21 protein-coding genes are annotated in these 22,441 nt (G+C 71.0%); 13 read left to right on the top strand and 8 right to left on the bottom strand.

Annotated features, from left to right (window positions below; genetic code table 11):
* Positions 1–70 precede the first annotated feature (70 nt).
* A complete protein-coding gene (locus tag JYK18_RS06865; RefSeq protein ID WP_206801309.1) occupies positions 71–1,342 on the top strand; it encodes a YeeE/YedE family protein in 1,272 nt (423 codons plus the stop codon).
* A 70-nt stretch (positions 1,343–1,412) separates the two neighbouring features.
* On the opposite strand, the gene JYK18_RS06860 is transcribed toward JYK18_RS06865, so the two are convergent.
* A complete protein-coding gene (locus JYK18_RS06860; RefSeq protein WP_206801308.1) occupies positions 1,413–2,633 on the bottom strand; it encodes an acetyl-CoA C-acetyltransferase in 1,221 nt (406 codons plus the stop codon).
* A gap of 140 nt (positions 2,634–2,773) precedes the next feature.
* Between JYK18_RS06860 and JYK18_RS06855 the strand changes: the two genes are divergently transcribed.
* The 6 genes from JYK18_RS06855 (at position 2,774) to JYK18_RS06830 (ending at position 8,890) form a co-directional block, all read left to right on the top strand.
* Positions 2,774–4,144: a cystathionine beta-synthase gene (locus JYK18_RS06855; protein ID WP_206801307.1), complete on the top strand. Its 1,371-nt coding sequence runs from the start codon at positions 2,774–2,776 to the stop codon at positions 4,142–4,144.
* Positions 4,145–4,262: 118 nt separating this feature from the next.
* Positions 4,263–5,654: a hypothetical protein gene (locus tag JYK18_RS06850; protein ID WP_206801306.1), complete on the top strand. Its 1,392-nt coding sequence runs from the start codon at positions 4,263–4,265 to the stop codon at positions 5,652–5,654.
* 117 nt (positions 5,655–5,771) lie between these two features.
* Positions 5,772–6,341: a hypothetical protein gene (locus JYK18_RS06845; protein WP_206801305.1), complete on the top strand. Its 570-nt coding sequence runs from the start codon at positions 5,772–5,774 to the stop codon at positions 6,339–6,341.
* The gene (locus JYK18_RS06840; protein ID WP_206801304.1) at positions 6,342–6,815 is read left to right on the top strand and encodes a hypothetical protein; all 474 of its coding nucleotides are present in this window, start codon (positions 6,342–6,344) and stop codon (positions 6,813–6,815) included.
* A gap of 14 nt (positions 6,816–6,829) precedes the next feature.
* Positions 6,830–7,630, top strand: a complete 801-nt coding sequence (locus JYK18_RS47465; RefSeq protein ID WP_206801303.1) for a hypothetical protein — start codon at positions 6,830–6,832, stop codon at positions 7,628–7,630.
* A 102-nt stretch (positions 7,631–7,732) separates the two neighbouring features.
* Positions 7,733–8,890, top strand: a complete 1,158-nt coding sequence (locus tag JYK18_RS06830; protein ID WP_206801302.1) for a cystathionine gamma-synthase — start codon at positions 7,733–7,735, stop codon at positions 8,888–8,890.
* Here the strand turns inward: JYK18_RS06830 and JYK18_RS06825 are convergent.
* On the bottom strand, positions 8,887–9,135 hold the full coding sequence (locus tag JYK18_RS06825) for a hypothetical protein (protein ID WP_206801301.1): 249 nt from the start codon (positions 9,133–9,135) through the stop codon (positions 8,887–8,889). The two genes, JYK18_RS06830 and JYK18_RS06825, sit on opposite strands and share 4 nt — an antisense overlap.
* A gap of 97 nt (positions 9,136–9,232) precedes the next feature.
* On the opposite strand from JYK18_RS06825, the gene ilvA reads away from it, so the two are divergent.
* The gene (gene ilvA, locus JYK18_RS06820; protein WP_206801300.1) at positions 9,233–10,435 is read left to right on the top strand and encodes a threonine ammonia-lyase; all 1,203 of its coding nucleotides are present in this window, start codon (positions 9,233–9,235) and stop codon (positions 10,433–10,435) included.
* Between the two features lie 62 nt (positions 10,436–10,497).
* Here the strand turns inward: ilvA and hppD are convergent, their stop codons facing one another.
* The gene (gene hppD, locus JYK18_RS06815) at positions 10,498–11,697 is read right to left on the bottom strand and encodes a 4-hydroxyphenylpyruvate dioxygenase (RefSeq protein WP_206801299.1); all 1,200 of its coding nucleotides are present in this window, start codon (positions 11,695–11,697) and stop codon (positions 10,498–10,500) included.
* A gap of 119 nt (positions 11,698–11,816) precedes the next feature.
* Between hppD and JYK18_RS06810 the strand changes: the two genes are divergently transcribed.
* Positions 11,817–12,296 carry an Lrp/AsnC family transcriptional regulator gene (locus tag JYK18_RS06810; RefSeq protein WP_206801298.1) on the top strand — a complete coding sequence of 160 codons (480 nt, stop codon included), beginning with the start codon at positions 11,817–11,819 and terminating at the stop codon, positions 12,294–12,296.
* A gap of 100 nt (positions 12,297–12,396) precedes the next feature.
* Here JYK18_RS06810 and JYK18_RS06805 read toward each other — a convergent pair whose 3' ends face one another.
* From JYK18_RS06805 to JYK18_RS06795, 3 genes are all read right to left on the bottom strand, one after another.
* Entirely contained in the window at positions 12,397–13,203 is an 807-nt protein-coding gene (locus JYK18_RS06805) for an MBL fold metallo-hydrolase (RefSeq protein WP_206801297.1), read from the bottom strand.
* Between the two features lie 110 nt (positions 13,204–13,313).
* The gene (greA, locus tag JYK18_RS06800; protein ID WP_153029215.1) at positions 13,314–13,811 is read right to left on the bottom strand and encodes a transcription elongation factor GreA; all 498 of its coding nucleotides are present in this window, start codon (positions 13,809–13,811) and stop codon (positions 13,314–13,316) included.
* Positions 13,812–14,011: 200 nt separating this feature from the next.
* Positions 14,012–14,443 (bottom strand): DUF4307 domain-containing protein, encoded by a 432-nt coding sequence (locus JYK18_RS06795; RefSeq protein ID WP_206801296.1) that lies wholly within the window; start codon positions 14,441–14,443, stop codon positions 14,012–14,014.
* Between the two features lie 116 nt (positions 14,444–14,559).
* Between JYK18_RS06795 and mca the strand changes: the two genes are divergently transcribed.
* Both mca and JYK18_RS06785 read left to right on the top strand, forming a co-directional pair.
* Positions 14,560–15,459, top strand: coding sequence for a mycothiol conjugate amidase Mca (gene mca / locus JYK18_RS06790; protein WP_374194994.1), 900 nt, complete (start codon positions 14,560–14,562; stop codon positions 15,457–15,459).
* Between the two features lie 12 nt (positions 15,460–15,471).
* Positions 15,472–15,789, top strand: coding sequence for a hypothetical protein (locus JYK18_RS06785; RefSeq protein WP_206801295.1), 318 nt, complete (start codon positions 15,472–15,474; stop codon positions 15,787–15,789).
* Here JYK18_RS06785 and JYK18_RS06780 read toward each other — a convergent pair.
* Together JYK18_RS06780 and JYK18_RS06775 are read right to left on the bottom strand one after the other, a co-directional pair.
* Positions 15,786–18,275: a polynucleotide kinase-phosphatase gene (locus tag JYK18_RS06780; protein ID WP_206801294.1), complete on the bottom strand. Its 2,490-nt coding sequence runs from the start codon at positions 18,273–18,275 to the stop codon at positions 15,786–15,788. The two genes, JYK18_RS06785 and JYK18_RS06780, sit on opposite strands and share 4 nt — an antisense overlap.
* Complete coding sequence (locus tag JYK18_RS06775; protein WP_206801293.1) at positions 18,272–19,645, bottom strand: 3' terminal RNA ribose 2'-O-methyltransferase Hen1; 1,374 nt, start codon at positions 19,643–19,645, stop codon at positions 18,272–18,274. Before JYK18_RS06775 ends, JYK18_RS06780 begins: the two co-directional genes overlap by 4 nt.
* A gap of 120 nt (positions 19,646–19,765) precedes the next feature.
* Here JYK18_RS06775 and JYK18_RS06770 point away from each other — a divergent pair, with 120 nt between their 5' ends.
* Together JYK18_RS06770 and JYK18_RS06765 are read left to right on the top strand one after the other, a co-directional pair.
* A complete protein-coding gene (locus JYK18_RS06770; protein WP_206801292.1) occupies positions 19,766–21,772 on the top strand; it encodes a thioredoxin domain-containing protein in 2,007 nt (668 codons plus the stop codon).
* Between the two features lie 91 nt (positions 21,773–21,863).
* Positions 21,864–22,421, top strand: coding sequence for a hypothetical protein (locus JYK18_RS06765; protein ID WP_206801291.1), 558 nt, complete (start codon positions 21,864–21,866; stop codon positions 22,419–22,421).
* The last annotated feature ends 20 nt before the right edge of the window (positions 22,422–22,441 follow it).

The raw sequence follows: 22,441 nt of genomic DNA, 5'->3' as shown, positions 1-22,441 counted from the left end.
GGACGGGATGCCGGGTGGCGGGCTCGCCGCCTACCTTCGGGACGTTCTGCTCCGAAGATCGCCTGGAGTCATGGTGGCCGCGACCGAGTCCAAGACCGAGTCCAAGTTCCTGCCCGCTTTCCCGACCTCCTGCGCCGCGCCGGAACCCCGGCCCGAGGAGCCGGTCCGCGTGGTCCCGCTGGCCGTCGCCGGGCTGCTCGCGATCGGGCTGACCTGGTACGTCTGGACCTCCTTCGGCGCCAAGAACGGGGTCCTGCTGGCGCTCGGCCTCGGCCTCGGGCTGGCCCTGTTCCACTCCCGCTTCGGCTTCACCTCGGCCTGGCGCCAGCTGATCGCCGTCGGCAACGGCCAGGGCCTGCGGGCGCACACCCTGCTGCTCGGCACCGCGGCCACGCTGATCGCGCTGATCGTGTCCACCGGCTCCGGCTTGTTCGGCTCGGTGCCGAAGGCCACCGGCGGCCCGATCGGACTGGCCCTGTTCGCCGGGGCGGTGCTGTTCGCGATCGGCATGCAGCTCGGCGGTGCCTGCGCCTCCGGCACGCTGTTCGCGGTCGGCTCCGGGCAGTCGGCGATCGTGCTCACGCTCGGCGGGTTCGTCGCCGGTTCGGTGCTCTACACCTGGGCGTTCCCGCTGTTCGACGGCTGGCCGTCGCTGCCGGGCGTGCTGCTGGCCGACCACGTGGGCTGGTTCGGCTCGTGGCTGATCACCATCGCCGTGCTGGTCGCCATCGTCTACCTGACGAAACTGGTGCAGGCGCGGCGGAACCCGCCGCCGGTGGACGTGGTGCCGACCGCGCGCGGCTTCGCCAGGATCCTGCGTGGTTCGTGGCCGATCCTGGTCGGCGCGGTGGTGCTCGGCGTGCTCGCCGGCGCGGTTTTCCTGGTGTCCGGCGGGATCTGGGGCGTCACCTTCGCCTTCGCCCTGTGGGGCGCGAAGGTGCTGCAGCTGTTCGGGCTGCACCCGGAGGCGTGGGAGTTCTGGCAGAGCGGCACCAACGCCAAGGCGCTGGCGAGTCCGGTGTGGACGGACAAGACCACGCTGACCAACGTGGGCATCATGATCGGCGCCGCGATCGCCGCCGCGGCGGCCGGGGCGTGGAAGATCCACAGCCAGATCCCGTGGCGCACCGCGCTGGCCGCGGTGCTGGGCGGTGTGCTGATGGGCATCGGCGCGCGGCTGGCCGGCGGCTGCAACATCGGCGCCTACCTCGGCGGCATCTCGGTCGGCAGCCTGCACGGCTGGCTGTGGGGCCTGTTCGCGCTCGGCGGCACCTGGATCGGCCTCAAGCTGCGCCCGCTGTTCGGCCTCGGCAACCCGAAACCCGCCGACTCCATCTGCTGACAACCGCTAGGAATGGGGCATTACTTGCGTTGATTGCAAGTAATGCCCCATTCATAGCATTGGGCTCAGGTCAGGAGAGGCGTTCGAGGACCATGGCCATGCCCTGGCCGCCGCCGACGCACATGGTTTCCAGGCCGAACTGCTTGTCGTGGTGCTGCAGCGAGTTGATCAGCGTCGAGCTGATCCGCGCGCCGGTCATGCCGAACGGGTGCCCGACCGCGATCGCGCCGCCGTTGACGTTCAGCCGCTCGATGTCGATCCCGAGGTCCTTGTACGACGGGATCACCTGCGCCGCGAACGCCTCGTTGATCTCCACCAGGTCGATGTCCCCGATGGACAGTCCGGCGCGGCCGAGCGCCTGCTTGGACGCTTCGACCGGCCCGTAGCCCATGATCTCCGGCGACAGCCCGGAAACCCCGGTGGACACCACGCGCGCGAGCGGGGTGATGCCCAGTTCCTTCGCCTTGGTGTCGGACATGATCACCAGCGCCGCGGCACCGTCGTTGAGCGGGCAGCAGTTGCCCGCGGTGATCCGGCCGTCGGGGCGGAACACCGGCTTCAGCCCGGACACGCCCTCCAGCGTGACCCCGGCGCGCGGCCCGTCGTCCTTGGCCACCACCGAACCGTCCGGCAGCGTCACCGGCGTGATGTCCTTGGCCCAGAACCCGTCGGCGATCGCCTTCTCGGCCAGGTTCTGCGACCGGACGCCGAACTCGTCCATCTCCTCGCGCGAGACGTTCTTCAGCCGCGCCAGGTTCTCCGCGGTCTGGCCCATGGCGATGTAGACGTCGGGCAGCTGCCCGTTCTCGCGCGGGTCGGTCCAGCTGTCCGCGCCCTGCTCGGCGGTCGCCTTCGTGCGGGCCTCGGCCTCGGCGAACAGCGGGTTGTGCGTGTCCGGCCACGAGTCCGAGCTGCCCTTGGAGAACCGCGAGACGGTCTCCACCCCGGCGGAGATGAACACGTCGCCTTCACCCGCCTTGATGGCGTGCAGGGCCATCCGGGTGGTCTGCAGGCTCGACGAGCAGTAGCGGGTGACGGTGCAGCCGGGCAGGTGGTCGTACCCGAGCTCGACGGCCACCGCGCGGCCCATGTTGAACCCGGACTCGCCGCCGGGCAGGCCGCAGCCGAGCATCAGGTCGTCGATCTGGGTGGGGTCGAGCTGCGGGACCTTGTCCAGCGCGGCGCGCACCATCTGCACGGCCAGGTCGTCCGGCCGCAGGCTCACCAGTGAGCCCTTGTTCGCACGCCCGATCGGGGAACGCGCGGTGGACACGATCACGGCTTCGGGCATCGTGGGGCTCCTTCGATCTCAACTAAGCGGGCGCTCACCCCATCCTCCACGCTCGGCGCCGCAGGGCAAGCCCCGACCGGCGGTTAGGGTGGAGGCGCGCCCCGACCGGGCGTGCCTTTCCGCTGAACAGGGAGCCGGGTGTGGAGTACGCCGAACACATCGTCGATCTGGTGGGCAACACGCCACTGGTGAAGCTGAACGCGCTGGCCGACGGCCTCAAGCCGCTGGTGCTGGCCAAGGTCGAGTACGTCAACCCCGGCGGGAGCGTCAAGGACCGCATCGCGCTGCGCATGGTCGAGGCGGCCGAGCGCTCCGGCGAGCTCAAGCCCGGCGGCACGATCGTCGAGCCGACCTCGGGCAACACCGGGGTCGGGCTGGCCATGGTCGCCCAGCGCAAGGGCTACAAGTGCGTGTTCGTCTGCCCGGACAAGGTCAGCGAGGACAAGCGCAACGTGCTCAAGGCCTACGGCGCCGAGGTGGTGGTCTGCCCGACCGCCGTCGCGCCGGAGCACCCCGAGTCCTACTACAACGTCTCGGACCGGCTGGTCAACGAGATCGAGAACGCCTGGAAGCCGAACCAGTACGCGAACCCGGAGAACCCGGCCAGCCACTACCACTCGACCGGCCCCGAGCTGTGGCGGCAGACCGACGGCCGGATCACCCACTTCGTGGCCGGCGTCGGCACCGGCGGCACCATCTCCGGCACCGGCCGCTACCTCAAGGAGGTCAGCGACGGCCGGGTCAAGATCGTCGGCGCGGACCCGGAGGGCTCGGTCTACTCGGGCGGCTCGGGGCGGCCGTACCTGGTCGAGGGCGTCGGTGAGGACTTCTGGCCGGAGACCTACGACCGGTCGGTGGCGGACGAGATCATCCCGATCTCCGACGCCGACTCGTTCCACATCACCCGCCGCCTGGCCCGCGAGGAGGGCCTGCTGGTCGGCGGCTCGTGCGGGATGGCCGTGGCCGCCGCGCTGGAGCTGGCCGAGCGGGGCACCGAGGACGACGTGATCGTGGTGCTGCTGCCCGACAGCGGCCGCGGTTACCTGACCAAGGTGTTCAACGACCCGTGGATGGCCTCCCACGGCTTCCTGCCGCCGGACTCCACCGGCGCCACCATGGGCGACGTGCTGCGGCGCAAGGACGGTTCGCTGCCCGACCTGGTGCACACCCACCCCAACGAGACGGTCGGCGAGGCGGTGGCCATCCTGCGGGAGTTCGGCGTCAGCCAGATGCCGGTGGTCAGCGCGGAACCGCCGGTGATGGCGGCCGAGGTGGTCGGCGCGGTCAACGAGCGCGATCTGCTCGACGCGTTGTTCACCGGCAAGGCGGCGCTGGCCGACCGGCTGGAGACGCACATGTCCCCGCCGCTGCCCACGATGGGCGCCGGGGAGCCGGTCGGCTCGGCGATGACCGCGCTGACCGCCGCCGACGGCGCGCTGGTGCTGGTGGACGGCAAGCCCGCCGGGGTCGTGACCAGGCAGGACCTGCTCGCCTTCCTGGCCGGTAGGTAGAAGAATTCCATCGTGTGGCGGGGCTGGGGCGTTACGCGCACTCCACCCCGCCATCAGATAGCGTGTGCGCGAGTTGAGTGAATAGCCCAGGTCCTCGTCAAGGGGGTTCAAGACCCACATGAGTGCTCCGCAGCCACCGGACCAGCCTTGGGGCGGCGGGCAGCCGTCTCAAGGCCCGCCGAGTGGTCCCAACCCGCAACAGGAAAACCCGTTCGGCCAGCCCGAGCCGACCCAGGTCGTGCAGCCGGGCCAGCCGCCGGCCGGCGGTGGCCAGTTCGGTGACACCCCCGAGCCGACGCAGGTTGTCCAGCCGGCCAAGCCCGGCGACGCCGGTGCCACCCAGGTGGTCAGCCCGGTGCAGGGTGGTGGTGAGCCCGGTGCGGACTCCACCCAGCTGGTGCCCCCCGGCTCGCAGCCGCCGCCCGCCATCCCGTACGCCCCGCCGCCCAGCGCGGCGGACAACCCGAACGCCGCCTTCGGCCAGCCGTCCGGCGGGTTCGGCGCGCCGGGCGGGTTCGACCCGTCGCAGGGGCAGCAGCCCGGTGGGCAGGGTGGCTTCGGCCAGCCGCAGGGCGGCCCGGGTGGTCCCGGCGGTTTCGGTCAGCCGCAGGGCGGCCCCGGTGGTGGCTTCGGCCCGCCGCCCGGTGGTGGCTTCGGGCCGCCTCCCGGTGGCCCCGGTGGCTTCGGCCAGCCCGGCTACGGCCCGCCTCCCGGTGGGGGCAACGACAACAACAAGATGATCTCCATGATCATCGCCGGTGCGGTGGCCGGTCTGGCCGCGATCTCGCTGATCTTCAACCTGATCAGCCTGATCGACGTGGCCACGATCTCCAGCCCGTGCGACGGCCTGTCCGGTGCCGCGCAGCAGCGGTGCGAGGACATGTCGGTCGACTACGGGGTCGGCGCCGGCGTGATCATCATGTGGGTGGTGCTGCTGCTCGGCCTGGCCGGTGCGATCGCCGGTGGGGCGCTGATCTTCATGAAGAAGAAGATCGCGCAGTACGTGCTGCTCGGTGCCGGTGGTCTGCTGATCGTCTTCACCATCGTGGTGGCGGCGATGTACACCTTCGCCGGTGGTCTGGTCTTCAACCTGTTCATCGGTCTGCTCGCGGCCGGTGCCGGTGTGCTCGGCTTCTTCCCGCAGACCCAGCCGTGGATCGGCATCGAGAACGGGTCGGCCTTCGGTGGCCAGCAGGGTGGCGGCTTCGGCGGCCCGGGTGGTCCCGGTGGCCCCGGTGGTTTCGGTCCGCCTCCCGGCGGTCCCGGTGGCTTCGGCCCGCCGCCGGGGCAGCAGCCCGGCTTCCCGCCGCAGGGTCCGCCGAGCGGTGGCTTCGGCCAGCCGCCCCAGGGCCCGCCGAGCGGTGGGTTCGGTCAGCCGCAGGGCCCGCCTAGCGGTGGGTTCCCGCAGCAGGGCCAGCCGCCCGCGTTCGGGCAGCCGGGGCAGCAGCCCCCGCCGCCCGGTGGCTTCCCGCCGCCGCCGGGTCAGCAGCAGCCCCCGCAGCAGTGGTGACGGGGTAAGCGCAGTCGCGAAGGGTGCCCTCGGCCGTTCGGCCGAGGGCACCCTTTTTTGCGGTCCGGCCCGCTAGGGTGGCTGCCTGAGGACTCGCGACCCACCTGGGAGAACCCCGTGACGAATCCCTACGGCTATCAGCCACAGCCGGGCCCTGGTCACCCCGGGCAGCACGGCTATCCCGCGGCGCAGCGGCGCCCGAACGGAGCCACCGCGATCATCGCGGCGGTGCTCGGCCTGGTGCTCGCCGGCACGGCCGGTTACCTCACGGTCGCCGAGTTGTTCATCGACATGCCGCCCGCGTTCGGCCTCAGCGACCTGCCCGGCGGGGTGCTCACCTACTACGGCATGCTCACCGCCTGCGCGGTGTTCGCCCTGATCGGCGCGCTGATCACCTTCTTCCGCGCCACCGCGGGCGCGATCCTGCTGCTGATCGGCTCGCTGCTCGGCGCGGTCGCGGTGTTCATCGAGCCGACGCTGTGGGACCGGCTGTACGGCCGCCACTACAGCCTGGTGTTCGAGTTCGGCCAGAGCGAGGCCATCCTGCGGGTGATGATCATGGTGCTGGCGCCGCTGACGCTGATCCTCGCGGTGCTGCCGACCACGTTCCGGTACCTGGGCCACAAACCGCAGGCGCAGCCGATCTACGGTCCGCCGCAGGGGTACCCGCCGCAACAGGGCTGGTGAATGAGGACCGCGGTCGCCGCCGGGGTGCTGGCGCTGCTCGGCGGGCTGTGGCACCTGTTCGGCCTGTTCGCGGCCGCCGCGTCGCTGGTCACCACCGAGGCGGGCTGGTTCCAGGTGGTGGTCGGCATCGGGTTCAACCTGGCGGTGGCCGCGCTGCTGCTGCCCGGCGGGACCAAACTGCTGCGACGACGTCCCTACGGCAGGCTGATGGTCATCGCCGGGGTGTGCGCGGCGCTGCTGAGCTACCTGCTGGTCATTCTCGGTGGTCTCACCGGCCTGACCGACAGCGCCGCCGGGGCCACCGTCGCGATGGCGGGCGTGGTGCTGATCGTCACCATCGTGCCCGCGATCGTCACGTTGGGCCTGGTGCTGGTGCCCGCGACCGACCGCTGGGTCAACGAGGGCAGCGGTTCTCCTGATTCCGCCATTCGGGCCAGCTACGCTGACCGACCGATGGAGCCACCCGGCCGGTGAATGGGGAGTACCAAGTGACGCAGCCGAACCAACCGCAGTACCCGAACTCCGGGGGCCACCCCGCGCAGAACCCCGGCGGCTATCCCGGGCAGGCACCCGGCTCCGGCGGTTTCCCCGCACCCGGTCAGCCCGGCGGCTACCCGGGCCAGGCCCCTGGCTCCGGCGGCTTCCCGGCGCAGGCGCCCGGTGGCGTGCCGGGCCAGGCGCCCGGCTCCGGTGGCTTTCCCGCGCAGGCGCCCGGCTCCGGTGGCTTCCAAGCCCCCGGTTCCGGCGGCTTCCCCGCGCCGGGCCCCAACTCCGGTGGCTACCCGGCCCAGCCGTACCCGCAGGCGCCGCCCGCCTATCCCGGCGGGATGATGCCGCCGCCCAAGCCCAGCGGTGGCACCGCGATCACCGCCGGTGTGCTGGCCGTGCTCGGCGCGGTCTGGGCGCTGATCTCCCTCATCGCCAGCTTCATCCTGCTCGCCGAGTTCGCCGGCAGCATCCCGGTGATGAGCTACGTCGGTATCGGCCTGGTGGTCGTCGAGGCCCTGCTGCTGCTCGTCGGCGGCATCATGATCTTCATGAAGAAGCCGGTCGGCCGGTGGCTGGTGATCGCCGGCTGCGCGCTGGTGCTGATCTCCAGCCTGCTGACCATCGTGAACACCTCGATGTACGTCGACGGGGCCAGCGGTAGCGGTGCGGTGGTCGGTGGCGCCGTGGGCGTGGTGGTCATCGTGGCGCTGCCCGCGATCATCACGCTGGTGCTCGCGGCCGTCCCGCCGACCGGTCGCTACCTGCAGCAGGCCGGCGCGCCGCAGCCGCAGGGCTGGTGAGCCGGGGACGCGGCAGTATCCACCCCGGGTGCTGCCGCGTCAACCCCCCGTCCCACCCTCCCAGCCCGCGGGACAACCGCCGGATGGCCGTACCCTGAGATCATGGTTGACGACGTCTTCAGGTTCGGGTTCGAAACGCGCGCGATCCACGCGGGCCAGGAACCCGATCCGCGAACCGGCGCGGTGATCGTGCCGATCTACCAGACCTCGACCTACGCCCAGGACGGCGTGGGCGGTACCCGCGAGGGCGACTACGAGTACTCGCGCACCGCCAACCCCACGCGCACCGCGCTCGAGCAGGCGCTGGCCTCCCTGGAAGGCGGCCGCCACGGCCTCGCCTTCGCCTCCGGCATGGCCGCCACCGACGCCGTGCTGCGCACCGTGCTCCGCCCCGGCGACCACCTCGTGCTCGGCGACGACGCCTACGGCGGCACGTTCCGGCTGATCGACAAGGTGCTCGCGCACTGGGGCGTGGAGTACTCGGTGGCCCACCTGTCGAACCTGGACGAGGTGCGCGCGGCGATCCGCCCCGAGACCAAGCTGATCTGGTGCGAGTCGCCGACCAACCCGCTGCTCGGCATCGCCGACATCGCCGCGCTGTCCGGCCTGGCCCACTCGGCGGGCGCGCGGCTGGTGGTGGACAACACCTTCGCCACCCCGTACCTGCAGAACCCGCTCTCCCTCGGCGCCGACGTGGTGCTGCACTCGACCACGAAGTACCTGGGCGGCCACTCGGATGTGGTCGGCGGCGCGGTCATCACCAACGAGGACGAGCTGCGCGAGCAGCTCTTTTTCATGCGGAACACCTCCGGCGCGGTGCCCGGGCCGTTCGACGCGTTCCTCACCATGCGCGGGCTGAAGACGCTCGCCGTGCGGATGGAGCGGCACTGCGACAACGCCGAGCTGATCGCGAACGCGCTGGTCGCGCACCCGAAGGTGGCCAAGGTGTACTACCCGGGCCTGCCCGAGCACCCCGGCCACGAGATCGCGGCGAAGCAGATGCGCCGGTTCGGCGGGATGATCTCGTTCACCCACGCCGACGGCGAGCAGGCCGCGCTGGAGACGGCCGCGCGGACCGAACTGTTCATCCTGGCCGAGTCGCTGGGCGGGATCGAGTCGCTGATCGAGCACCCGGGCCGGATGACGCACGCCAGCGTGGTGGGTTCGACGCTGCAGGTCCCGGCCGAGCTGCTCCGCCTGTCCGTCGGCATCGAGGACAGCCGCGACCTGCTCGACGACCTGCTGAAGGCCCTCGGCTAGGGGCGGTAGTTCTGCGGGACGGCCTCGTTGCCCGTTTTCTCCGGGGAGTGCGGCAGCGAGCTGCCGTCCACGCAGCCGCCGACCAGTTCGAGGTGGTCGTCGTGGCGGATGTACTGGCCGGATTCGCCGCAGCTCGCGGCGTCCACGGTGTAGAAGGCCGCGCCGGTGAGCGCGATGGCCGAGGCGACGCCGGCGATCAGGGGCAGCACGCCGACCGACCGGCCCGCGGTGGACACCCGTGACATGCTTTCACTCCCTGTGGAAAACCGGTGACGAGACAAGGGTACCTGGTCCGGCCGAGGACCTCCGCCGAAGTCGGGGAAGCTGGCATGATCCCGAGGCATGCAACTGGTTGATCTCGACCGGATCCAGGCGGCCCGGACCCTGTTGGCCGGCGTGGTCCGGAAGACCCCGATGGAGCACGCGCGTGACCTGCGCCGGCTCCACGGCGGTCCCGTCCACCTCAAATGCGAGAACCTCCAGCGCACCGGATCGTTCAAGATCCGCGGCGCCTACACCCGGATCCACGGGCTGAGCGAGGAGGAACGAGCGCGCGGCGTGGTCGCGGCGAGCGCGGGCAACCACGCCCAGGGCGTGGCGCTGGCCGCCGCGCTGCTCGGCGCGAAGTCCACCGTGTTCATGCCCGAACGCGTCCCGCTGCCGAAACTCGCCGCGACCAAGGGCTACGGCGCCGACGTGCACCTGCACGGCGAGGTGCTGGAGGAGACCCTGGCCGAGGCGATGGCCTTCGCCGAGCACACCGGCGCGGTGTTCATCCACCCGTTCGACCACCCGGACGTGATCGCCGGGCAGGGCACGGTCGGGCTGGAGGTGCTCGAACAGGTGCCGGGCGTGGCCACCATCCTGGTCGCCACCGGCGGCGGGGGACTGGTCGGCGGGGTGGCGTCGGCGGTGAAGGCGGTGCGGCCGGAGGTCAAGGTGATCGGCGTGCAGGCCGAGAACGCCGCCGCCTACCCGCCTTCGCTGGCCGCCGGCGAGCCGGTGCGGCTGACCGAGCTGAGCACCATGGCCGACGGCATCGCGGTCGGCGCGCCGGGGCCGGTCAGCTACGCGCACGTGGCCGAGATGGTGGACGACGTGGTGACGGTGACCGAGGAGTCGCTGTCGCGGGCGGTGCTGCTGTGCCTGGAACGCCGCAAGCTCGTCGTCGAACCGGCGGGCGCGGCGGCGGTGGCGGCGTTGCTGCAGCACCCCGGCGCGTTCGAACCGCCGATCGTGGCGGTGCTGTCCGGCGGGAACGTGGACCCGCTGCTGCTGTTGCAGATCATCCAGCACGGCATGACCGCCGGTGGGCGGTACCTGAAGCTGCGGCTGCGCGTGCCGGACCGCCCCGGGTCGCTGGCGAGCGTGCTGTCGAAGGTGAGCGAGCTGGGCGCGAACGTGGTGGACGTGGAGCACTCGCGCATCTCGGGCGCGCTGCGGCTGGGCGAGGTGGAGGTCTCGTTGAACCTGGAGACGCGCGGCCCGGAGCACTGCACGGAGGTCGCCGCCGACCTGCAACGCGCGGGCTTCCGGGTGATGTGATGCGGTGAATGTGGCTTTCACCGCGTCAGACGCCGTGAAAGCCACATTCACCGCACGGGACCTCAGAGGTTGCCGCGGCGTTCCTGCTCGCGCTCGATCGCCTCGAACAGGGCCTTGAAGTTGCCCTTGCCGAAGCCCAGCGAGCCGTGGCGCTCGATCAGCTCGTAGAACACCGTCGGCCGGTCGCCGATCGGCTTGGTGAAGATCTGCAGCAGGTAGCCGTCCTCGTCCCGGTCGACCAGGATCCGGTGCTCCTTCAGCGTTTCGATCGGCACGCGCACCTTGCCGATCCGCGCCCGCAGCTCCGGGTCGTCGTAGTAGGAGTCCGGCGTGTCCAGGAACTCCACACCCGCCGCGCGCATGGCGACCACGGTGCCGACGATGTCGTTGGTGGCCAGCGCGATGTGCTGGCACCCGGCACCGCCGTAGAACTCCAGGTACTCGTCGATCTGCGACTTCTTCTTCGCCACGGCGGGCTCGTTGAGCGGGAACTTGACCCGGTGGTTGCCGTTCGACACCACCTTGCTCATCAGCGCCGAGTACTCGGTGGCGATGTCGTCGCCGACGAACTCCGCCATGTTCACGAAGCCCATCACGCGGTGGTACCAGTCCACCCAGTAGTCCATCTTGCCCAGCTCGACGTTGCCGACGCAGTGGTCGACCGCCTGGAACAGCCGCTTCGGCGCGCCTTCCGGCCGCTTCACGGTGCTCTCGCGAGCCACGTACCCGGGCAGGTAGGGACCGGTGTAGCGGGAGCGGTCGATCAGCGAGTGGCGGGTCTCGCCGTAGGTCGCGATCGACGCGATGCGCACGGTGCCGTGCTCGTCGGAGATCTCGTAGGGCTCTTCGAGCACGGTCGCGCCCTGCGACCGGGCGTGCTCGACGCACTTGTCCACGTCGGCGACCTCGAGCGCGAGGTCGGTGACGCCGTCGCCGTGGCGGCGGTGGTGGTCGAGCAGCGCGGAGTCGGGCTTGACCCCGCCGTTGATGACGAACCGCGCCGAACCGGACTTCAGCACGAACGACTTGCGCTCGGGGTGCCCGGTCTCGGGACCCGAGTAGGCGACCAGCCGCATGCCGAAGGCCACCTGGTAGAACCACGCGGTCTGCGTGGCGTTGCCGGAGATGAAGACCACGGCGTCCATGGCCTTCACCGGGAACGGGTCGGCCGACGCGTCGTGGTCGACGAGGCCGACGAGCTGACGCAGCTGGTCGTAGCTGACGTCGTCGAGTGCGCCTTGTGGGTCGAGTGTGTGCGTCATGCTTCGAGCATCAACGCGCCGGGCAAGATGAGCAACAGTCATCGAATTCACTGGGCAGTATGCTCAAGGAAACCGGGAATCGGCCGGTCAGAGTGGACAACCTGTGCAGGAGATTCGCCATGCCTGAAGAAGCCCTCGACGACCTGGACGCGCGCCTGCTCCTGCTGCTCACCGACGCGCCGCGCCTGGGCGTGCTGGAAAGCGCGCGACGGCTCGGGGTGGCGCGGGGGACGGTGCAGGCCAGGCTGGACCGGCTGGCGGCGAAGGGCGTGCTCGGCGGCTTCCCGCCGGAACTGGACCTGGCCGCGATGGGCTACGGGCTGACCGCGTTCGCCTGGCTGGAGATCGCGCAGGGCCGCCGCACCGGGGTGGCGGCGGCGCTGGCCGCGATCGACGAGGTGTGCGAGGTGCACGCCACCACCGGGCAGGGCGACCTGTTCGTGCGCATGGTCGCGCGCGACAACGACGACCTGCAGCGGGTGATCGACGAGGTGGTCGGCGTACCGGACGTGCTGCGGACCTCGACCTCGATCGCGCTGTCCACGCCCGTGCCGCCGCGGGTGCGTCCCCTGCTGGAACGCACCGCGCGGCAGCGGTGACCGGCCGCCGCCGGGCGCGCCTGGTGTCACGAATGTGGCTTTCGAGACGCGGAACGTCTCGAAAGCCACATTCGTGACATGGGCGGCGTCGCCGGAGCGATCAGTCGCGCGCGTGCTCGAGGTAGCGCTTCGCGGAGCGCTGGACGATGCCGTGCGCGTCGGCGTTGATGGAGGAGTTCCACCAGGCGCCGTGCAGCTTCTCGAACCGGTACGGCTCGAGGATCTCGGCGGCGTGCTTGACGATGCTCGGCCGCTCCGGGATCAGGTTCGGGTAGCTGTACATGAACCCGACGAACTTGCGGTCCGGGATGACCTGCACGATGTCGCCGGTGAGCAGCGCGCCCTTGCCCGCGGCGCCGTCGCGCCAGTGCAGCACGGTGGACCCCGGGAAGTGCACGCCCAGGTTGACCAGCGTCAGGTCGTCGGCGAGCTGCTTCGAGTCACCGCTCCACAGCTCGATCGCGTCGTCGGTGCGGCCGATCCAGTCCTTGTCCTTCTCGTGCAGGTGGATCGGCACGTTGAAGGCCTTCGCCCACTCGACCATGGTGCCGTAGTAGTGCGGGTGGCTGATGGCGATGCCGGTGATGCCGCCGGCCGCCTCGACCGCGGCGACGATCTCGTCGTCGAGGTAGGTCACGCAGTCCCAGAGGAGGTTGCCCGAAGCGGCCTGCACCAGCAGCGCGCGCTGCCCGATGCCGAACCGGGGTTCGGTGCCGATTTCGATCAAGCCTTCGCCCGGGTGTTCGATGCGTGCCGAATAATCGCCACTCTCGCGCATCTTCGCGAGAGTGGTCCAAGTCTGGCCGGATTGCGGGACGTACTGGCGTTCGTCTTCGCAGATCTGGCATTCGGTCTGTGGCGTCGCGTACTGGGTCCCGCAGGTCCCGCAAATTGGTAAGTCGCTCAAAACTGCCTCCCAAAGCTTTGCTTCCGACGCTAGCCGGAAACATGCGCGCCCGGCCATGGGCAAAGCTCACGGCCGGGCGTGCGTTCTTCAGGTCGGGAGACGGCGAGCGGTCAGCCGGTGTAGGGCACCGCCTTGACCAGGGTCACCTTCTGGGTGTTGCCGTTGGGCAGCTCGTACTCGCGAGCCTCGCCCTCCTTCGCGCCGAGCAGGGCGCGGCCGAGCGGTGACTCCGGGGAGTACACGTCGAGGTCGCCTTCGGCGCCCTCCTCACGGGTGGCGAGCAGGAACTTCTCGTCCTCGTCATCGCCCTCGTAACGCACGGTGAGAATCTTGCCGGGCTCCGCGAGTCCGTCGTTCGCCGGGGCTTCGCCGACCTTGGCCGCGCGCAGCAGCTCCTGGAGGTGGCGGATGCGGGACTCCTGGTGGGCCTGTTCCTCACGGGCGGCGTGGTAGCCACCGTTCTCCTTGAGGTCGCCCTCTTCCCGGCTGTCGTTGATCTTCGCGGCGATGACCGGACGATTCTCGATGAGTTCGTCGAGCTCGTGCTTGAGCCTGTCGTAGGCATCCTGGGTCAGCCAGGTCACCTGGGTGTCGCTCACGGTCACCATCTCCTCGTTGGGCCTGCCGGTCTTGGGTATGCAAGCCGGCTACCTCCACCGGCGTGGCTCGCCGGCGAGGCAGAGATAAAGGAAAAACACGGCCCGCCTGGGGCCGTGCCGGTAGATCAGCATAACACGACAAGGGGGCACGAGGCCGCCTTTTCCGGCCGTGGAACGGGCGTTGACCGCCCGCTTCACCCCGTTGGCCGCTACGGGGTTGACAAATATTCGGGCACCTCGTACGAGCAGCCGAATACGTCGGCCGTCACCGGGCGCCCACCGCTTTTGATCACCGCCGTCACCGCGGTGCTGCTGTCACCGGGTGGCACCAGTACTTCGCGCCGCCCGCTCTCCGCCCCGGTGATGTCGCGCACGCGCACGATGCAGACGCCGGGGCGCTCCGGCTCGTCCCTCGTCACGTCGACGGTGATCTCCATCGCGTTCCCGGGCAGCTCGGTGAACAGCCGTCGCTGGCCCTCGATCGGCGCGGTGCCGAGATTGGCGTAGGCCAGGAAGGCGACCGCGCCACCGACCAGCAGGCCGGCCACGCTCAGCGCCCACACGCGCCACCGCCTGGGTGCTTTGCGCGGGGGCTTGCCGTACCGGCCTTCCGGCAGGCGAGCGGGCGTTTCGGTGGGCAAACCGGGCCTCCGGGCCGTCTGGTCGGTGCAGCGGGGACAATGGCAGGGGAATGCTGAGTCGAGTATCCGCGTTGGCCGTCTGGGGGCTTGACGTGGGGTCAACGCAGAGAAGGGACATGCCGGTTATGGCGCTTCGGCTGATGGCGGTGCACGCCCACCCGGACGACGAGTCCAGCAAGGGTGCGGCCACCATGGCGCGTTACGTCGCCGAGGGGCACGAGGTTTTGGTGGTGACCTGCACCGGTGGTGAGGCGGGCAGCATCCTCAACCCGGCCATGGACCGGCCCGAGGTGCTGGAGAACATGACCGAGATCCGCCGCGAGGAGATGGCGCGCGCGGCGAAGATCCTCGGCGTGCAGCACCGCTGGCTCGGCTTCGTCGACTCCGGCCTGCCCGAGGGCGACCCGCTGCCCCCGCTGCCGGAGGGCTCGTTTGCCACCGTGCCGATCGAGGAGTCCACCGGCCCGCTGGTCGAGGCCATCCGCGACTTCCGCCCGCACGTGATCATCACCTACGACGAGAACGGCGGTTACCCGCACCCGGACCACATCCGGACGCACGAGATCTCGATGGCCGCCTTCGACGCGGCGGGCGACCCGGACAAGTACCCGGGCACGGGCGAGCCGTGGCAGCCGCTGAAGCTGTACTACGTGCACGGGTTCTCCCGCGCCAGGATGACCGCGATGCACGAGGCCCTGCTCAAGGCGGGCCTGGAGTCGCCGTACGAGGAGTGGCTCAAGCGCTGGAGCGACGACAAGCCGGACGTGATGGAGCGGGTGACCACCCGGGTCCCGTGCGGTGACTACTTCGAGCAGCGCGACGAGGCGCTCAAGGCGCACGCCACCCAGATCGACCCGGACAGCCGCTGGTTCGCCACCCCGCTGGAGATCCAGCGCGAGCTGTGGCCGACCGAGGAGTACGAGCTGGTCCGGTCACTGGTGGACAGCACCGTTCCGGAGGACGATTTGTTCGCGGGCATCGCGGGGGCGCCCGAAGGGCGTCCGGCCAAGCTCTGAGAAGGTGAGCCCATGAGTTTTGTACTGCCGGACCTGGCCGTGGTGCCGGTCACCGCGACCGCGGTGCTGGCCCAGCAGCCGGGCAACGGCGACAACGGCGGCCAGGGCGAGGACTTCGGCAAGTCCTCGCCGGTCGGCCTGCTGGTGCTGATCCTGTTCCTGATCGCCGTGGTGCTGCTGGTCCGCTCGATGACCAAGCACCTCAAGCGGGTGCCGGAGAGCTTCGACGACCCGGAACCGAAGGCGGAGGCCGCGGAAGAAGCGGCCCCGGCGAGCGAGGAGAAGCCCGCCGAGACCGCTGATCCCCAGGAAGCCAAGCCCTCCAGTTAGAGCCGCGGGTCCACCGGCTCCGACTCCAGCGCGAGCACCGCGAACACGCATTCGTGCACGCGCCAGAGCGGCTCGCCCCGCGCCACCCGGTCCAGTGCTTCCAGCCCGAGCGCGTACTCGCGCAGCGCCAGCGCCCGCTTCCGGCCCAGTCCCCGGCTCCGCAACTGCGGCAGGTGGTCGAGGTACTCGGGGCCGTAGATGATCCGCAGGTACTCCCGCCCGCGCACCTTGACCCCCGGCTGCACCAGCCCGCGCGTGCCCCGGGTGAGGTTCGCGGCGGGCTTGACCACCATCCCCTCCCCGCCGGCTTCGGTCAGCTCCAGCCACCACCGCGTGGCCGCGGCCAGCTCGTCGGCGTCCGTGGTGTCGACGAACCGCGTCGCGGTCGGCGCGAACAGGTCCGGATCGGCCGCGGTCAGCCGGGCCGCCAGGTCGAGGTGCCAGGCGTGCGGCTTCGTGTGGTGCGCCGCGCCCGCCGAGGCCAGCACCTGGAACGGCGCCAGCCGCACCCCGTTCAGCCCGTCGGTCGGCCAGCAGTAGCGCCGGTAGGCCGTCCGGTAGGCGTCGACCGCCGAAGCCCGTGACCGCGTGCGGTCCAGCAGCGGCCCCACGTCGATCCCGCGCCCGGCCGCCGCGTCCAGCTCGGCGACCGCCGCGGGCAGCACCGCCTGCGCGGCCGCGCCCACCGACGCGTACTGGTCGGCGATCAGCGCCCCGGCCTTGAGGCTCCACGGCATCAGCTCGGCGTCCAGCAGGAGCCAGTCCGTGCCGAGTTCGTCCCACAGCCCGGCCGAGGTCGCCGCCTCGCGCACGCGCCCGAGGAACTCGGTGTCCGCGAAGAACGGCCGCCCGGTGCGGGTGTACACCACGCCGTCGCCCTCGATGCCGAAGCGCGCGGGCGCCACGCCGGAGTCGCGGCAGACCAGCACCACCGCCCGTGAGCCCATGTGCTTCTCCTCGCACACCACGGACTGCACCCCGGCCGCGCGGAACTCGGCGAAGGCCTGCTCGGGGTGTTCGAGGAAGTCCTCCCGCTCCGAGGTCGCGCTCGGCGCCATCGTCGGGGGCAGGTAGAGCAGCCACCGCGGGTCCACGGCGAACCGGCTCATCACCTCCAGCGCCGCGGCCGACTGCTCGGCCGACACCCCGATCCGCCCGTGGTAGCGCGTTTCGAGGATGCGCTTGCCGGTGACGTCGGCCAGTTCGAGCACGGCCGGCTCGCGCTTGGCGGGTCCCAGCGGGCGCACGGGTTCGTACCAGACCTTCTTGGCCGCGACGGAAACCACCTCGCGCTCGGGGTACCGCAGCGCGGTCAGCTTGCCGCCGAACACGCACCCGGTGTCCAGGCACAGCGTGCCGTTGACCCATTCCACCTCGGGCGTCGGCGTGTGTCCATAGAGGACGGTCGCCTTGCCCCGGTAGTCGCGGGCCCATGGGTACCGGACCGGCAGCCCGAACTCGTCGGTCTCGCCGGAGGTCTCCCCGAACAACGCCGTGCTGCGCACCCGCCCGGACGCCCGGCCGTGGAACCGTTCGGGCAGCCCGGCGTGCGCGACGACCAGCCTGCCCCCGTCGAGCACGTAGTGCGCGATCAGCCCGTCGCAGAACTCCAGCACCTTGGCGCGGAACGCCTCGTCCCGCGTGCCGAGCTGCTCCAGCGACTCGCCGAGGCCGTGCGTGACCTGCACCTTCTTGCCCTGCAGTGCGCGCGTCAGCTTCTGCTCGTGGTTCCCGCACACCGACATCGCGCTGCCGCGTTCGACCATGGCCATGACCAGTTCGAGCACGCCGGGCGTGTCCGGCCCGCGGTCGACCAGATCGCCGACGAACAACGCGGTCCGGCCTTCGGGGTGGTGGTACGCGCCGTCGTGCACGTACCCGAGCTCGCCGAGCAGTTCCTCCAGTTCCTCGCGGCAGCCGTGCACGTCACCGATCACGTCGAACGGGCCGGTCAGCTCGCGCCGATCGTTCATCAGCGGTTCGACCACGATCTCGGCGGCCTCGACCTCTTCGACCGAGCGCAGCACGTGAACCCGCCGGAAGCCCTCCTTCTGCAGGAACTTCAGCGACCGCTTCAGCTCGCCGCGCTGACGCCGGACCACGTGCGCACCGAAATCGCGATCGGGCCGGGCCTCGTTGCGCGCCACGCACAGCGATTCGGGCAGGTCGAACACGATGGCGGTGGGCAGCACGTCGTGCTCCTTGGCCAGCTTGACCAGGTCCGCGCGCGAACCCCGCTGCACGTTGGTCGCGTCGACCACGGTCAGCTTGCCCGCCGCGAGCCGCCTGCCCGCGACGAAGTGCAGCGCGGCGAAGGCGTCGGCGCTGGCGGCCTGGTCGTTCTCGTCGTCGGAGACCAGACCGCGGAAGAAGTCGCTGGAAAGCACCTGCGTCGAGGCGAAGTGCGTGCGCGCGAAGGTCGACTTGCCGGAGCCGGACACGCCGACCAGCGCGACCAGGGACATGTCGGGAACGGTCAGCTTCACGCCGCCACCTCCGTGAACACGGCGAGCTGCGTGGGCGCGCCGACTTCCGGGTCCTCGGCGCCGACCGGCAGCTGCCGCACGGTGTAGCCGTTGCGCTCGGCGACCGCCGAAGCCCACCGGCCGAACTCCTCGCGAGTCCATTCGAAACGGTGGTCGGAGTGCCGGAAGGTGTTGGCGGGCAAGGTTTCGAAACGCACGTTGTACTCCGAGTTGGGGGTGGTGACGATGACGCACCGCGGCCGGGCGACGGCGAAGACGGCGTGTTCGAGCGCGGGCAGCCGTTCCTCGTCCAGGTGCTCGATCACCTCCATCAGCACGGCGGCGTCGTACCCGGACAGCGACGGGTCGGCGTAGGTCAGCGAGGACTGGCGCAGCTTGACCCGGTCGCGCTGCCGGTCCGGCAGGCGGTCCAGCTTGAGCCGCCGCTCGGCCACGTCCAGCGCCTTCGCCGAGACGTCGAGCCCGACGATCTCGGTGAACGACGGCTCCCGCATCAGGACGCGCAGCAGCGCGCCACCACCGCAGCCCAGATCGAGCACGCGCTGCGCCCCGGCCGCGCGCAACGCGGCCAGCACGCTGCCCTGGCGCTGCTTGGCCAGCGATTCCGGCTGCTCGGGTGCTTCGGTCACGCGGGGTTCTTCCTCCGCTTCGTCAGTTACGCCAAGCCTTTCCAGCGCGTAATTCACGTACGTGCGCCGGTGTTCGAGGTAGCGCTTGGTGATCGCTTCGCGGTCGGGGTGCCCGGCGAGCCAGCCCTCGCCTGCCCGCAGGAGCTTGTCGGCCTCGTCCTGCCCGACCCAGTAGTGCTTGCTGCCGTCGAGCGCGGGCAGCAGCACGTACAGCTGGCGCAGGGCGTCCGCGAGCCGCAGTTCACCGGTCAGCGTCGCGTCGACGTACCTCGATTCGGCCCAGCCGGGGATCTCGGCGTCCAGCGGCACCTCCGCGCCGTCGACCTGCCAGCCCAAGGGCTCGAAGAACCGCCTGACCAGCTCGATCCCGCCACGCGAGCACAACGACGGCACCCGCACGGACAGCGGGATCCGCTGCTCGGCGAGCTCCGGACGGGCGTCGCAGCGGCCGGTCATGGCGGTGGTGAAGACCGTCCTCAAGGCCACCGCGAGCTGCGATCCCGCCGCGTACGGCCGGTCGTTGACGTACTGGGTCAGCGTGGTCGCACCGCCGCGGACCAGCGCGATCGGGTCGATCTCCGCCAGCAGCGCGACCGTGCACTCCGCCTCCGTAGCGCGCGGGTAGAACACGTGGGCCGTACCCGCCGAGATCGGGAACGACTGCGCGCGCTCCGGATGCTTGTGCAGGAGGAAGCCGAGGTCGGTGGCCGGTCGATGCGTGGTGGAGATCGTCAACAACACCGGAACAGTGTGCAATGGGACCGAGTTCGGCACACGCGCTTTTCCCTCCCTCCCGCCAGCCCACCGCCACCCTCAACCGAGCCGCTGCGCGGCACCCCCCTCTCTGGAACCCTTACTCGTATGCCGAACCGACTCGCCGACGCGACCAGCCCGTACCTGCTCCAGCACGCGGACAACCCGGTCGACTGGTGGCCGTGGGGCCCCGAAGCGCTCGCCGAGGCCGAGCGCCGGAACGTGCCCATCCTGCTGTCGGTCGGGTACGCCGCCTGCCACTGGTGCCACGTGATGGCCCACGAGTCGTTCGAAGACGAGGGCACCGCGGCGCTGATGAACGCGAACTTCGTCAACATCAAGGTCGACCGCGAGGAGCGCCCCGACATCGACGCGGTCTACATGACCGCCACCCAGGCGATGACCGGGCAGGGCGGCTGGCCGATGACCTGCTTCCTCACCCCGGACGGCAAGCCGTTCCACTGCGGCACCTACTACCCGCCGCGACCGCGTCCGGGCCTGCCGTCGTTCCCGCAGCTGCTGGTCGCGGTGGCCGAGGCGTGGGGCGAGCGGCCGGACGAGCTGCGCGAGGGCGCCGGGCAGATCATGGCGCACCTGGCCGAGAGCACCGGCCCGTTGAAGGAGTCCGTTGTGGACGACGAGGCGCTGGCAGGCGCGGTGGCGAAGCTGGCCGAGGACGAGGACCGGACCAACGGTGGTTTCGGCGGTGCGCCGAAGTTCCCGCCGTCCATGGTGCTGGAGTTCCTGCTGCGCCACCACGAGCGCACCGGCTCCGCCGAAGCTCTGTCCATTGTGGAACGAGCGGCGCACGCGATGGCCCGCGGTGGCCTGTACGACCAGCTCGCCGGTGGCTTCTCGCGGTACTCGGTGGACGCCGGCTGGGTGGTGCCCCACTTCGAGAAGATGTTGTACGACAACGCGTTGCTGCTTCGGCTGTACGCGCACCTGTACCGTCGCAGCGGCTTGGGCATCGCCGAGCGGATCACCGAGGAGACCGCCGCCTTCCTGCTCCGCGACCTCCGCACCGCCGAGGGCGGGTTCGCGGCCTCGCTGGACGCCGACACCGACGGCATCGAGGGCCTGACCTATGTCTGGACCCGCTCGCAGCTGGTCGAAGTGCTCGACGAGAAGGACGCCGAGTGGGCCGCCGAGCTGTTCAAGGTCACTCCGGAGGGCACCTTCGAAGGCGGTGCGTCGACGCTCCAGCTGCCGCTCGACCCGGACGACGAGCCGCGCTTGGACGGCATCCGGTCGGCGTTGCTGCGGGCGCGGGCCGACCGCCCGCAGCCCGGTCTGGACGACAAGGTGATCGCCGCCTGGAACGGCCTCGCGATCACCGCGCTGGCCGAGGCGGGGCAGGCGTTCGGCAAAACGCAGTGGATCGACGCCGCCGCCGAGGCCGCGCGCTTCCTGGTGGACACCCACGTCGTCGACGGCCGCTTGCGCCGCAGCTCGCGACACGGCGTGGTCGGCGAGGCGGCCGGGGTGCTGGAGGACTACGCCTGCCTGGCCGACGGCCTGCTCGCGCTGCACCAGGCGACCGGCGAAGCGCGCTGGCTGACCGACGCGACCGACCTGCTGGAGGTCGCGCTGACCCGGTTCGCCGACCCCGAGGTGCCCGGCGCCTTCCACGACACCGCGGACGACGCGGAGCAACTGGTCCATCGGCCGTCCGACCCCGGTGACAACGCGAGCCCGTCGGGGGCGTCCGCGCTGGCAGGCGCGTTGCTGACGGCTTCGGCGCTGGCCGGTCCGGAGGCGGCCGGGCGCTACCGGGACGCGGCCGAGCAGGCGATCAACCGCACGGGCGCGCTGTCCTCGCAGATCCCGCGGTTCGCCGGCCACTGGCTGAGCGTGGCGGAGGCGTTGCGGGCCGGTCCGGTGCAGGTCGCGGTGACCGGTGCCGACGCCGTCGCGCGTGCCGGACTGGTCGCCGAGGCCGCGCGCCGGGTGCACGGCGGCGGCATCGTGCTCGGTGGGATGCCCGACGCCGAGGGCGTGCCGTTGCTCGCCGACCGCCCGCTCGTCGGCGGCGAGGCGGCGGCGTACGTCTGCCGCGGTTACCTCTGCGACCGCCCGGTGACCAGCGTGGAGGACCTGCGCGCGGCGCTCTGAGCCCTGTCCGCCGTCAGTGAACGGACCTCGCCTTACCTCATTGCGGGCGTAACGTGAGTTACGACGTAATCATGTAATCAGGGAGGGCGAGATGGGACGAGGATGGCGCGGCCGCGGTGGCTGGCAGCAGACCGAGGCGCCGCCCGCCGACGACGCGGCGGCGTGGTTCGCCGGACGGCTGCCCGACGGCTGGTTCACCGAAGCACCCCAGGTCACCGTCGACCGGGAGGAGATCCTGCTGGTCGGCGAGCTGCCCGCGCTGGAGGGCGAGTTCGATGACGACGCGGCCCGCAGCGCGGCCGAATCGGGCCGGATCAGCCGGTTCCGCGAGGAGACCCGTGACGAGCGGATCGAGATCGCGCGCCAGGCCGAGCACCGGTACCAGCGGAAGGTGTCCTGGGGCGCGCGGCTCGGCGGCACGCAGGAGCTGTTCACCACGGTGTCGGCGCCGGTGATGACGCGCCTGCGGCAGCCGGAGCGGCTGGTGCTGGACACGCTGGTGGACTCCGGCGTGGCGCGGTCGCGGTCGGAGGCTCTGGCGTGGGCGGTCCGGCTGGTCGGCGAGCACGCGGACACCTGGCTCGGGGAACTCCGGGACGCCATGTCCAAGGTGGACGACCTGCGGTCGAAGGGACCCGACCTCGGTTGAGTGATCCGGGTCGCGTTCGG

Source organism: Amycolatopsis sp. 195334CR (assembly GCF_017309385.1).
Taxonomy (GTDB): Bacteria; Actinomycetota; Actinomycetes; order Mycobacteriales; family Pseudonocardiaceae; genus Amycolatopsis.
This window is presented reverse-complemented; position numbering and strand designations above follow the sequence as displayed.